The organism is Hoeflea sp., from assembly GCF_984452065.1.
Window position 1 is genome coordinate 16,836 of record NZ_CFHWAF010000054.1, and the last position, 11,481, is coordinate 28,316.

Below are 11,481 nucleotides of genomic sequence, written 5' to 3' on the forward strand. Positions count from 1 at the left end.
CGCCCCTTTCCTCTATCTCGTCCTGTGGTGCTATGGCCTATATTCTAGGGGTCGACAATGGTTTAACCGTATCCAAAGCGGTGCTCTTCGACGCTGTCGGCAATGCTGTTGCCACGGCGCGCAGGAGGGTTCCGCAGTCGATGCCTGCCGCCCGTTTTGTTGAGCGTGATATGGACGTCCTGTGGCGCGAAACTGCTCTGGCAATATGTGAGGTGCTGACGGTTTCAGGTATAAGCGCCGCCGACGTTGCGGCCGTCGCTGCGACCGCGCATGGCGATGGGCTCTACTTGGTGGATGCCCAGGCCCGGCCCCTTCGCCCCGGTATATTGTCCCTGGACAGCCGGGGCGCCGAGATTTTGGACCGGTGGAATGCCGATGGCACGTCTGATCTCGCGCTTGCACACACGGGTCAGTTGCCTCATGCTTCAGCGCCGTCCGCCTTGCTGGCATGGGTGCGTGAGCATGAGCCCGAAGTTTTCGAGCGAATCGGAACAGTCCTGGCGGCCAAGGATTGGTTGCGGTATTGCCTCACGGGAACCTTGGGCACAGATCTGACAGAGGCCAGCACCTCGTTCACCGATGTTCACACCCAGGCCCATGCCGATGGCATTCTCGAGCTTTTTGGTCTTGAGGCCCTGGCATCCACCTTGCCGGACGTAGGCCTGCCGAGTGATGTTGTTGGGCATGTAACAGCTGCGGCGGCCGAGCAAACCGGCCTTGTTGATGGCACACCCGTCGTCGCTGGCTTGCATGATGTTACCGCCTCCGCACTCGGTATCGGTGGCTACGCGAAACGCAGTGTTGCCATTGTCGCCGGAACCTACTCGATCAACGAGACGGTAACCGACAGCCCGAAGACCAACCCGGCCTGGTTTTGCCGGAACGGCATTGCGCTGGGCGAGTGGAACAACATGGCGATCTCGCCGGCTTCCGCGGCAAACTATGATTGGTTCCTCGACACACTGATGGCGTCGGAGCGCGATACCGCAGGAGACGCGATCCACACACAAGTGGCGCGGGATGTCGCGCAGGTCGAACGCTCCAGCGTTCTGTTTCATCCGTATCTCTTCGGGTCGCCCCATGGCGCAACGGCTTCAGCCAGTTTCCTGGGCATACGGGGCTGGCATGGCAGGCCCGAAATGTTGCGCGCGGTAATCGAAGGCATTGCATTCAATCATCGCGTTCATGTCGACGCGTTGCGCGACGCATTTGAGATTGAAGGCGCACGACTGACGGGGGGCATTTCCCGCAACCCTGTTTTTTGTCAGATATTCGCGGATGCACTGGGGTTGCCGGTTGTGGTAACCGATACGGACGAAGCAGCCGCGTGGGGCGCCGCCCTTTGCGCCGGGGCAGGCGTCGGACTTTTTGACAATCCCCGACAGGAGCCGAGAGAACTTGTGTTGACAACCTATCGTCCCGAGCCTGCCCGCACGCGCGACATGGACGATTTGTTTGCCTTGCACCGACAGGTTGGAGATGCCATAGCGCCCATCTGGGAAAAGCTGGAACAACGCGGGAGCGCCCCATGAACGCCGAGCAGCGGCAAAAGGCGATTGCATCCTACGTCCTGGAACATGGCGCAGCCCGTGTTGATGAACTCGTCGACACATTCGGCGTATCGCGCATGACCATTCATCGCCACGTTGAAGAGCTCAGTCGTCAGGGCGTCGTGCGCAAACTTCGCGGGTCCGTCAGCGCGCAACCGTCCGGCGTTTACGAAAGCCTCTTCAGTTTTCGCCAATCCCGCGCGACCGAGGTGAAAAAGGCGCTGGCTGCGGAGGCTCTCAACGAGATCGCGTCGGGCGAGGTGATCGTGCTCGATGACAGCACGACCGCCAGTGAACTGGGCCCGTTGCTGGCACAAAAGGCACCGCTGACGGTGGTGACCAACAGCCTTGGCCTGACCTCGACACTGGTCTCCGTCGATGAGATATCGGTGTTGTCTCTAGGGGGCGACTATCATCCCACCTATCAGGCCTTTATCGGCCACTTGTGCGAGAACGCGCTGGCCGGGCTTCGGGTGAATACCCTGATCTGTTCAACATCCGCTGTCGATGCCGGCGTTGCTTTGATCCAGGATCCGACGGTGGCGCGCGTAAAACAGGCGATGATGCGTGCTGCAAAACACAAGGTACTGCTTGTCGATTCAGGAAAATTCGGAAAAATCGCGCTCCATGCGTTCGCCCCGCTTGCAGCCTTCGATCTGGTCATCACGGATGACGGGCTTGATGCCGAGACCGTCGAAATCCTGCAGGCCGAGGGCGTCAACTTGCGCAAAGTTGCACGACCGTGACCAAGTCGCATCCGGTCGATGTGCTCATCATCGGTGCCGGTATAAACGGCGCCGGCCTTTTCCGCGATCTGTGCGCCCAGGGTTTGACCTGTGCGATTGTGGACAAGAGCGACTTTGGGTCCGGCACGTCTGCGGCACCGTCCCGGTTGATCCACGGAGGGATCAAATATCTTGAGACCGGACAGCTGCGCCTGGTGGCCGAATCAACCCTCGAGCGCAACCTTCTGCTCCAGAACGCGCCGCATCTGGTCAAGCCGTTGCAAACGGTGATACCGATGTTTTCATGGTTGAAAGGCATCGGCGCGGCCATGCGGACCCTGCTGGGATCCACTACGGCGCCACGCAGCCGGGGTGCCTTGCTGGTCGAAGCGGGTCTCGCGATTTACGACTTTTACGGCCGTCGGCATCGCGTCATGCCGAAGCACCGCTTCTGGTCAAAGGCCCGCGCAAAAAGAGAATTGCCGGCACTGACCGACAAAGCGGTCGCGGCAGGGACATATTATGACGCAATGATCTCGGCGCCGGAACGTCTGGTGATGGAACTTGTGCAAGACGGGCTTCGGGCACAACGCGACGCCGCAGCGTTGACCTATGCGCAGGTTGATCGGATAGACGGGGCCAATGTTCTGGTGACCGACGAAGCTGGTACATCACATGCTTACACTCCAAAGATCGTAGTTAACGCAGCGGGTCCCTGGATTGATCAAGTAAACGCACGCCTGGGTGTGTCAGCCAATCTGATAGGCGGAACAAAAGGCAGTCACATTGTTGTCGACAACTTCGAACTTGTAGCCATGCTGGACGGTCGAATGATCTACTATGAGGCTAATGACGGGCGTATTTGCCTCATTTTTGACTACCTCGGCAAGGCGCTTATCGGCTCGACAGATATCCGCGCGGATGACCCCGACAACGTGATGTGCGAGGATGACGAAATCGACTATTTCCTCGAAAGTCTCGCCGCTCTTTTACCTGGAATCCCCGTCAGGCGTGACCAGATTGTGTTCACCTATTCGGGCATTCGTCCCTTGCCCGCCTCGGACGGCACCGCGGTCGGGCTGATCAGCCGCGATCATTCTTCGCCGATTTTTGAACCCGATGATACGCGCCCTTTTCCGACCATTTCGCTCATCGGTGGAAAATGGACTACCTTTCGGGGATTTTCAGAGGAAGTCGCCGACCTGATATTGGACCGTTTGAATGTCTCTCGGCAGGTGTCGACAAAAGATCTGGCAATTGGTGGTGGAGCAGATCATCCCGGGAACGAGGATGATTGGTCCAGGGCCTTCGCTGACCCCGATCGTGCAGCCAAATTACTCAATCGATACGGCACAACGGCACGAGAGATCCTGGCCGCCGAAGCCGATAATCTGCGCATGCTCGGAAATACGCTTGACTACTCGGAACAGGAAGTCGCCTGGATCGCGGCCCATGAACACGTCGTCCATTTGGCTGATATCGTTATCCGTCGCACACAATTGGCTGTTTGCGGCGCACTGAACGCTGCAGGCCTGTCAGAAATAGCGGCGGTCGCAGGTAATGTCCTGGGATGGGACGCCGCTCGGATCGCCGATGAGATCGAAGCAACACGAAAGACTTTGTTGGAAAGGCACCATCAATTACTGTAAATGGTGCTGATCCTTCCCTTCTGGTGTACCCGCAGGAGACAGGCTGATGTGACAGACCAAGAATGTCACGAATGAGTGGGCAAACGCATATTGTTACAGGATTGGAGTGCGAACCACCCTAATGTGACAGTTTGATATGCCCAAAATCGGATATGCCCGCGTCAGCCCGTCGAGCCAGGATCTGGAAATTCAGACAGGCAGGCTGACGGGAGCAGGCCGTGAGGTCATCCGTTCGGAAACGGTTTCTGGTGTGCTTCCCGTGAAGATCGATCCGAACTGGCGACGGTGATGGAATTCCTGCGCGAAGGTGACGAGCTTGTTGTTCATCGCCTTGATCGCCTTGGCCGATCCGCCCGAGATGTGCTGAACTTGGTGCATGAGCTGGACGCCGGAGGCGCATCTCTCCGCGTACTCGAACCCGAAGTTACCACGGCCGGAAGCATGGGCCGCATGGTCATCACCGTTCTGGGTATGGTGGCCGACATGGAACTCAAGTTCATTCGCGACAGGCAGCGCGCCGGGATCGAGGCTGCCAAAGACAAAGGTGTTTATAAAGGGCGGCGGAAATCCGTAAGCTTGCAAACGAAGGCGTTGCTAAGGCCAAGATTGCCCGTGACTTGGGAGTGTCAAGAATGACCGTCTATCGGGCGCTGACAGATGCCGAAACTGAAGCGGATCTTAACTAAGTTTCTCCGTGAAGGCCCAAACGCAAATGCAGAACCTATGTCTTGAACCCTCTTGAACGCATGAACGCTGAAGGCGACTGCCCCATAACGCGCCCGAATTCTCGGTTGAAATTGGATTTGGTGTTGAAGCCGCTACCAAGCATGGCTTCAGTCACCGTGTTCCCTTTCTCTAGACAGGCACAAGCGTTGCGGATGCGAAAACCATTTACATAGCGAGACACGTTTTCGCCTTTGACTATGTTGATCGCCACCGAAAGCTGCTTGATAGGAACGTGAAGCCGTCGGGCAAGGCGAGCAAGCGACAGCTCTGGGTCGAGATAGGGCCGGTCATTCTCCATCAAGGTGTCCAAACGCAAGATGAGGGTGGCATATTCCTCTGCTGGGGGGCTTTGGTTCGTTTCAATCTCAGCTCGGTCCACTTCCGTTGTGCCTTCGGCGTCACGCGAAAGGCTTAGCGAGCCGATGCCAAGCAAGCTGAACGACGTGAAAACGCTGATGATCAGTGGCCGCCATTCGAAACGTCCAAATCCTATGGCACTGGCGATGAAGATGTCAGACAGTGCAGACAATATAATGAGGACACTTATAGCTTTCCAAATGCGCGCTGGTAACGGGCCGGATTCCAAGCGGGCGAGAGGCAACGAGTCATCTTTATGGAGCCAGAAGAGTATCGCGCCCCCATAACCAACGAATATCAGGGCTAGTACGGCGTCCAGGGTCACAGGAGCGAAAAACAAACAGAATGCCGTAAAGATCGGGGCGAATAAATGTAGCCCATCTTTCTTGATGTCGATTGGGCGCAGGGCCGCCGATTGAAATGTGAGCCATGCCACAGGTGGAATGACGCTCGCTGTTACCGGTTGGACCATCACCAGCCAACGGACTCCGTAATGTTGGGTCAGCGAGACGATCAAAGACTGGAACCCGCAAACCGCGATCAGGATCAAGAAGAGTGTAGGCCGATCCTTTGCCAACAAATGGCGAAGGGCGAGAAAGCCCAGAAGCAAAGCAACCATCAAGGGGATAGGGATTGTCAACATGGTCGCCAAATAGTCCGAGAACCGGTTCATCGCGACCTGAAACCGGTTCGAGGACGTGCATTCACAAAACACTGGCCAATAAGAGGTCATCAATTCAACATTGGAGACCTGAAATGCGATCAATCCTTTACGCCTCTTCCCTCGCCATTTTGTTTGCCGCCAGCGCCCATGCAGATCCGACTGTCGGCTTCGACCACTTCACTATGGAGGCAGATCATCGCGTCAGGCCGGTCGCTGCAGGGCTATGGTCACCTGTCGGTCGTGCGACCTATGCCGGTGAAATCGGCGGCAACGCGGTGTTTGAACCCGTCAAAGCCTATATCGGTGCGGCCTTGCCCGATGAAAAACTACCGTTGATTGTCGTCTCCCACGGGTCCGGTAGCAGTATGGATGGCACCGCCTGGCTGGCAGCCGGCTTGGCCGAACGCGGCGCATTGGTTCTGGTCCTGAATCATCCGGGCACAACAACCGGCGACAGTTCACCGCGCCAGACAGTGCGATTGTCGGAGCGCGCCGCAGATATGAGCGCTGCGCTCGACCATGTTCTGGCCGATCCCTATTTCTCCGAACGCATCAACCGCGACCAGATAACTGCCCTGGGCTTTTCGCTTGGCGGTTCGACAGTGCTCGGGCTGGCGGGGCTGGAACTTGATGCCGAAGCTTACCGTGATTACTGCCGGAAATTCGGCGAAACCGCCCAAGACTGCCTGTTCCTCATGCGCGGTGGAGTAGATTTTGATAACCTGCCCCAGGAATTTTCCATCAATATGGCAGATGAACGTTTCAGTAGCTTCGTCGCGGTGGACCCCGGCTTCACCTACGCCGCCGTTCCAGAAAGCGCAGAAGTCATCAATCGCCCGGTTCAGCTGATATCACTGGGTGACAGCTTTCCCTGGTTTGCAACAGATGTACGAGCCGAGGGAAGTGGCCTGGCTGACATGTTGCCGAATGTCACGCATACTGTGATCCCTGATGCCTATCACTATTCATTTCTCCCGATCTGCACCGAAAATGCTCCGAAATTGCTGCTTGAAGAAGGCGAAGGCCCCATCTGTGATGATCCGGAAGATTGGGATAGATCAACGGTACATGAAGCTTCCATCCGAGCAATCACGCAGTTCTTAAAGCTATAAATCCCTCTATTAATGAGCTCTTCCAGCCTACTTGACGGGGACCCGTTCCTGATGCGTTCTTGACAGTTCGGGCTCAAACAGGCACCTCCGGTAACGTTACGGAGATGCTTTGATGCCTCAAACCAGTTCATCAGATAAGAGAAATGCCCGCGTTGCCCTGCACTGCACAAAAGTCGCTGCAAGCGGCTCGCGGCGTGTCGAGGTCACGGTGCCGAATCGTGATGCAGCCCTTGTGAAGTCAATTGCAGAGTCCTTGCGATCCGGCGGCAAACGGGCCGACTTTATTCGGGAGTCTTTGGGGTCGATTGTCACGGCAACAAGGGCGAAGAGCGGATCGGAACTTGTCGCCTTTCTCAGATCGTCGCCATTGGTTCAGGATCAGATCGGTGTCACACGTGATCGCTCAGAAGGGCGCGGCGTTGATCTTCCATAATGGCGTTTTTGATCGATACAAGCGTCGTCAGCGAGACTGTTCGGCCAAAGCCGGAGCCAAAGGTATTGGCTTGGGTTGAGCAAAGGAATCCGGCTGAACTCTTCCTGGCTTCGCCGACAGTCGGCGAACTGATGCGCGGTGCACGCAAAATCAAGGAGGAAGCACGCACAAACACCTATGAGCGCTGGATAGAGAATGATCTATCGGAGCAATTCGAAGGGCGCATACTGCCGTTCGATGACAAAGCTGCACGAATTTGGGGACGCTTGATGGGCGACGGGGATCGCAAGGGACTCACTCCGGCTGCCGCGGATGCGCAAATTGCAGCTATTGCCATCGAGCATGGTCTTGTCCTGGTCACACGGAACGTTCGGGACTTTCAGAATTTCGATCTGGCAATCACCAACCCATGGGACGGAGAAGGTGATGACTGACGCGTGGTCGTGTCGCACACTTTGATGTTGTGCAGATTGGTGTCCTTGTGTGGACGCAGTTATCCTGCGAGCGCCATGAACTGTCGGTGAGCGGGACCACCGGCTTGATTCCGTTGTCCCTTGCGGATCATGTGCGCGATCTCGATCCCACAGAGCGTTGCGCTTGCTGGATGAAAGGCCTTGAAGCCCATCATCGGCCGGGTCAGTTGCTTGATAAACCGGTGATCCTGCGCGATGATGTCGTTCGGATACCCGAACCGTTGCAAGGAATTGAAGCCAGGATCGAAGATTCCGTGACTGGCCGCCGGGCGTACTATTCGATGACAATCACTTTTCTAGGGCTGCCGTCGCCGTGGAGCGAACCTTCACAGTGCTATGTGCCACGGGCATTGTTGCCCACCGCAATCTCCTTCAATCGACTTTCCAGAACCTTTTCGAAGATACGTAGTGTCGGTGAAAGCAAGCGCCTGTCTGGGAGAACCACCATGATGTCCACGGACTGAGCCTGCTCCCATTCCGGGAGAACCCGCACCAGCTGTCCGTTTGCAAGATAAGGCGCAGCATCCCACACTGATTTCAGCGCAACCCCCAATCCTGATGTGCAAAGCGTCAGGAGCGCATCACCGGTCACAAACGCCATTCGGGCCTTTGGCGTTGCGACATGAGTTTTGCCTTCGCGTCCCGTGAGTTTCCAGCGCGTCGTGGTGCCCAGCATAAGCGCGTCGCATTGGTCGAGATCGGCCACAGATTGAATGGGCGGCACCGTGGCGAGATATTCAGGAGCGGCCACCAGTATACGTCGGTTCGGCGCGATCCTGCGTATCAGATAATGATCTGGTGTTTCGCCACCGATCCGAACCGCCAAATCAATCCTTTCCCGGTCAAGGTCTTGCATCTGGTCCGTCAGGTGCAGATCGATCCGCGCATGGCGATTTTCCTCCAGGAACGCGGCAACGGCTGGCACGACCACAATGGCGCCAAGTCTTGACGGCGCTGAGACGGCAATATGTCCCGTCAGTTGCCCCTTTTCTGCGGCTCTTTCGGAGAACGCCGCAGTCGCCCGGTTCAGCGCTCGGGCTTCACGCAGTTTTCGATCACCGGCCGCTGTCAGAAACAGACCTGTCGGGGAGCGATTGAACAGTCGCTGCCCCAAGTGCTCCTCGAGCCGGTCAAGCCGACGGGACAGGCTTGAAGCGGCCCGATTCCGCAGGCGCGCGACAGCAGAGAAGCTGCCATGCTCGGCAAGCTCTTCAAACAATTCAAGGTCGCCCAGAAGATCCATGGCTTTGCATAAAACGCAAAGCCCTTCGGCGCAATACTTGTATTCTTTGAGATCAGGAACTCTGCGATTTCAAACTCTCCATCTGAAAGAAGAGGGTTCCGAACATGGGAAAACATGACCTTTCACTGCAATCGGCTTCTGACATAGCGAACCTTGCTCAGAAGAGTGATCATCTGGCGATTCAATGGTCGGATGGAAGCGAAGCCCGCTTCCATTTCCAATGGCTGCGCGACAATTGCCGGTCTGAAGACCGCTTCGATCATACGACAGGCGAACGGAAATCCTTGATCGAAGATGTGCCCGCTCATCTGACGATCTACAGCGCAGAGCTGCAACCAGACGGCGTGCATATCACATGGTCCGATGGATCCATACCCAGCCTGTTTGATCCCGCATGGTTGCGTAAGAATGCATATGACAGCTTGGCCGATTTCGGGAAACCGGAGCATCCTGAAGCCTGGGGCGCCGAGTATGGCGAAAACCTCGAGAGCTTTGCTTACTCTGAGGTGATGTCCGACGACCTTGCTGCGGCCGCAATGATGCATGCTTTCCAGCGCAGGGGCCTTGTTCGTCTGCTCGATGTGCCGACGGTTTCTCACGAGGTTGAACGATTTACGGAACGCTTGGCCTATGTACGCGAGATAGCGTTCGACACCGGTTGTTCAGGCTATTCCTGGCCGCCCAATGTCATGGCCTTTCACTGTCTGGCAAACGAAGTGGCAGGTGGCGCTTCGCAATGTGTCGACGGCGAACGAGTGGTGGAGCAACTGCGCAGAGAAGCGCCAGACGCCTTAAAGCTGTTGACCGAATATGATGTCGAATTCCGTCTATGGTCGAAGAAGGCCGACACGCTGACGGTCTGTCCGCCGATTATGATGGACGCTGTGGGCCATCTGTCCATTCTGCGCTATGCCAACTGGACCATTCAACCCCTGCGGACGGTGCCGTTCGATCTTGTTCCAAAGTGGTATGATGCCTGGCGGGCGCTGGCAAAGCGCGTCAACGCCCCTCGGAACCGGCTGTCCCATAGATGCGAGCCAGGTGAGCTCCTGCTGATCAACAACCACCGGGTTCTTCACGGGCGCGACGCGTTCGATGATGGTGAAGGTATGCGGCACTTTCAGCAGGTATACATGGAACTTGATGACCTGGCCGGCTTCCGCCGGATCGCCGAAGGACAAGGTGGTGCGCGATGACCGCGCGCCATTCGACCATCCCGATCCTGTGCGCGCTCTTTGTCGTGCTGTGGAGCTCCGGGTTTGTCGGGGCCAAGTTTGGCCTCGACTACGCCGGAACCTTCACGATCCTGTTCTGGCGTTATCTTCTCGTCGTTGCTGTTCTTGGTATTGCTGTGACACTTGCCAATAAGTGGCAGCGGTTGCCGCTGAAGGTGCTGCTACGCCATATGATTGTTGGTTCCTTAGCGCACGCGGCATGGTTGTCCTCGGTGCTCGGAGCGATCGATCTTGGCCTGTCGGCTGGTCTTGCCGCTTTCATTACGGCGCTTCAACCGATCATGACGGGTGCGCTGTCCGCCCGGATGACCGGCGAGGCCGTGTCACGCCGGGAGTGGAACGGCCTGGTTCTGGGTCTGCTCGCAGTCGCAATCGTCATTGGTGACGGGCTGGCGCTCGGTGGCGCGCTTGTTGCCTACCTTGTCCCATTTGTGGCTGTGATATCCATAACCATCGCGTCTCTCATCGATCGGAATGCGACCGTCGAAGGCGAGGACAACGCACCGCTCTTGCTCGTCACCTTCTGGCACTGTGTTGCTTCACTGATCTGCTTGACGCCGCTCGCGATCGGTTTGGAAGGCCTGCACGCTGAGTGGACAGGCGGTCTCATCTTCGCGGTCGTCTGGCTTGCTCTGGTCGTTTCGCTCGCCGCCTACGGCTTGATGTTTGCGTTGCTGCGCAGGCTGCCGGCCGCACGCGTCGCCAGCCTTACCTACTTGTCGCCTCCGGTGACGATGGTCATGGCGTGGCTCCTGTTCGGCGAGACGCTCACCCCCGCTGCGATTGTTGGCCTCGGACTGGCGGCGGCTTCCGTCGGGTTGACCCTGACCGCGCGAAAACCAGCACTCAAACGCAAGGCTACGAAACCCGATTCCACTGAGATGGCAGCTCCTGTTTAGGGACACGCCCGGCCGCATGACGGTTGGGCGTGCGCCTCGGGAATTCCTGCGACGCGATGCAGCACTATAGGATCTCTCAAGCGCCGCCCGGATGTCATGCCATAATCGAGCAGTTTAGCGACCAGGTGCGTGACTGAGAAATCCCCCGGCATCGCCTCCAAAACCTGTCCAGAGGCGAGCAACTGCTGGGCGGCAAAGTGTTTTGACCGCGCGAGGATGGCCATGTTTACCGCGCTTTCACTGAAGATATCTTCTACAAGTCCGGCCCATTCCGGGAGCATTCGGACCCCGTCCTTGAATCTGGTAACTGTTTGTTGAGAAACAAGTTTCTCGGATTCTCGGAGCCGATGCACCCCTGACTTCGTGTGACGTGAAGTCACGTAAGTGATTGTTTCACTTGCGCTACATGAAGAAA

The 11,481-nt window shown here is 57.1% G+C and carries 13 protein-coding genes and 1 pseudogene; 10 read left to right on the plus strand and 4 right to left on the minus strand.

Features of this window, described 5'->3' with window-relative positions:
• Nucleotides 1-32 precede the first annotated feature (32 nt).
• From AC5E6N_RS12180 to AC5E6N_RS12205, 6 genes are all read left to right on the plus strand, one after another.
• Entirely contained in the window at nt 33-1,532 is a 1,500-nt protein-coding gene (locus tag AC5E6N_RS12180) for an FGGY-family carbohydrate kinase (RefSeq protein ID WP_491748075.1), read from the plus strand.
• Nucleotides 1,529-2,296, plus strand: coding sequence for a DeoR/GlpR family DNA-binding transcription regulator (locus AC5E6N_RS12185; RefSeq protein WP_491690158.1), 768 nt, complete (start codon nt 1,529-1,531; stop codon nt 2,294-2,296). Before AC5E6N_RS12180 ends, AC5E6N_RS12185 begins: the two co-directional genes overlap by 4 nt.
• Nucleotides 2,293-3,924 (plus strand): glycerol-3-phosphate dehydrogenase/oxidase, encoded by a 1,632-nt coding sequence (locus tag AC5E6N_RS12190; protein ID WP_491748065.1) that lies wholly within the window; start codon nt 2,293-2,295, stop codon nt 3,922-3,924. The genes AC5E6N_RS12185 and AC5E6N_RS12190 overlap by 4 nt, the downstream gene beginning before the upstream one ends.
• Nucleotides 3,925-4,060: 136 nt before the next feature.
• Nucleotides 4,061-4,213 (plus strand): hypothetical protein, encoded by a 153-nt coding sequence (locus AC5E6N_RS12195; RefSeq protein ID WP_491748066.1) that lies wholly within the window; start codon nt 4,061-4,063, stop codon nt 4,211-4,213.
• Entirely contained in the window at nt 4,213-4,560 is a 348-nt protein-coding gene (locus tag AC5E6N_RS12200) for a recombinase family protein (RefSeq protein WP_491748067.1), read from the plus strand. Before AC5E6N_RS12195 ends, AC5E6N_RS12200 begins: the two co-directional genes overlap by 1 nt.
• Nucleotides 4,530-4,610: a hypothetical protein gene (locus AC5E6N_RS12205; RefSeq protein WP_491748076.1), complete on the plus strand. Its 81-nt coding sequence runs from the start codon at nt 4,530-4,532 to the stop codon at nt 4,608-4,610. The genes AC5E6N_RS12200 and AC5E6N_RS12205 overlap by 31 nt, the downstream gene beginning before the upstream one ends.
• Nucleotides 4,611-4,645: 35 nt before the next feature.
• Here the strand turns inward: AC5E6N_RS12205 and AC5E6N_RS12210 are convergent, their stop codons facing one another.
• Nucleotides 4,646-5,773, minus strand: a complete 1,128-nt coding sequence (locus AC5E6N_RS12210) for a helix-turn-helix domain-containing protein (RefSeq protein ID WP_491748068.1) — start codon at nt 5,771-5,773, stop codon at nt 4,646-4,648.
• Between AC5E6N_RS12210 and AC5E6N_RS12215 the strand changes: the two genes are divergently transcribed.
• Both AC5E6N_RS12215 and AC5E6N_RS12220 read left to right on the plus strand, forming a co-directional pair.
• The gene (locus tag AC5E6N_RS12215; RefSeq protein ID WP_491748069.1) at nt 5,764-6,783 is read left to right on the plus strand and encodes an alpha/beta hydrolase family protein; all 1,020 of its coding nucleotides are present in this window, start codon (nt 5,764-5,766) and stop codon (nt 6,781-6,783) included. The genes AC5E6N_RS12210 and AC5E6N_RS12215 overlap by 10 nt on opposite strands.
• A 432-nt stretch (nt 6,784-7,215) precedes the next feature.
• Nucleotides 7,216-7,650 carry a type II toxin-antitoxin system VapC family toxin gene (locus tag AC5E6N_RS12220; RefSeq protein WP_491748070.1) on the plus strand — a complete coding sequence of 145 codons (435 nt, stop codon included), beginning with the start codon at nt 7,216-7,218 and terminating at the stop codon, nt 7,648-7,650.
• Between the two features lie 59 nt (nt 7,651-7,709).
• On the opposite strand, the pseudogene AC5E6N_RS12225 reads toward AC5E6N_RS12220, so the two are convergent.
• Nucleotides 7,710-7,901: pseudogene (locus AC5E6N_RS12225) on the minus strand (DDE-type integrase/transposase/recombinase); the annotation flags it as partial.
• A 122-nt stretch (nt 7,902-8,023) separates the two neighbouring features.
• Entirely contained in the window at nt 8,024-8,932 is a 909-nt protein-coding gene (locus AC5E6N_RS12230; RefSeq protein WP_491690164.1) for a LysR family transcriptional regulator, read from the minus strand.
• 104 nt (nt 8,933-9,036) lie between these two features.
• On the opposite strand from AC5E6N_RS12230, the gene AC5E6N_RS12235 reads away from it, so the two are divergent.
• Together AC5E6N_RS12235 and AC5E6N_RS12240 are read left to right on the plus strand one after the other, a co-directional pair.
• Nucleotides 9,037-10,128: a TauD/TfdA family dioxygenase gene (locus AC5E6N_RS12235; RefSeq protein WP_491748071.1), complete on the plus strand. Its 1,092-nt coding sequence runs from the start codon at nt 9,037-9,039 to the stop codon at nt 10,126-10,128.
• The gene (locus AC5E6N_RS12240; RefSeq protein ID WP_491748072.1) at nt 10,125-11,066 is read left to right on the plus strand and encodes a DMT family transporter; all 942 of its coding nucleotides are present in this window, start codon (nt 10,125-10,127) and stop codon (nt 11,064-11,066) included. Before AC5E6N_RS12235 ends, AC5E6N_RS12240 begins: the two co-directional genes overlap by 4 nt.
• Here AC5E6N_RS12240 and AC5E6N_RS12245 read toward each other — a convergent pair.
• A partial coding sequence (locus tag AC5E6N_RS12245; protein ID WP_491748073.1) for a hypothetical protein occupies nt 11,063-11,481 on the minus strand: 419 nt, incomplete at its 5' end. The two genes, AC5E6N_RS12240 and AC5E6N_RS12245, sit on opposite strands and share 4 nt — an antisense overlap.

Coding starts and splice junctions, on each gene's coding strand:
- AC5E6N_RS12180 (WP_491748075.1), top strand. CDS start 33: ATGGCCTATATTCTAGGGGTCGACAATGGTTTAACCGTATCCAAAGCG.
- AC5E6N_RS12185 (WP_491690158.1), top strand. CDS start 1,529: ATGAACGCCGAGCAGCGGCAAAAGGCGATTGCATCCTACGTCCTGGAA.
- AC5E6N_RS12195 (WP_491748066.1), top strand. CDS start 4,061: ATGCCCAAAATCGGATATGCCCGCGTCAGCCCGTCGAGCCAGGATCTG.
- AC5E6N_RS12200 (WP_491748067.1), top strand. CDS start 4,213: ATGGAATTCCTGCGCGAAGGTGACGAGCTTGTTGTTCATCGCCTTGAT.
- AC5E6N_RS12215 (WP_491748069.1), top strand. CDS start 5,764: ATGCGATCAATCCTTTACGCCTCTTCCCTCGCCATTTTGTTTGCCGCC.
- AC5E6N_RS12220 (WP_491748070.1), top strand. CDS start 7,216: ATGGCGTTTTTGATCGATACAAGCGTCGTCAGCGAGACTGTTCGGCCA.
- AC5E6N_RS12230 (WP_491690164.1), bottom strand. CDS start 8,932: ATGGATCTTCTGGGCGACCTTGAATTGTTTGAAGAGCTTGCCGAGCAT.
- AC5E6N_RS12235 (WP_491748071.1), top strand. CDS start 9,037: ATGGGAAAACATGACCTTTCACTGCAATCGGCTTCTGACATAGCGAAC.
- AC5E6N_RS12240 (WP_491748072.1), top strand. CDS start 10,125: ATGACCGCGCGCCATTCGACCATCCCGATCCTGTGCGCGCTCTTTGTC.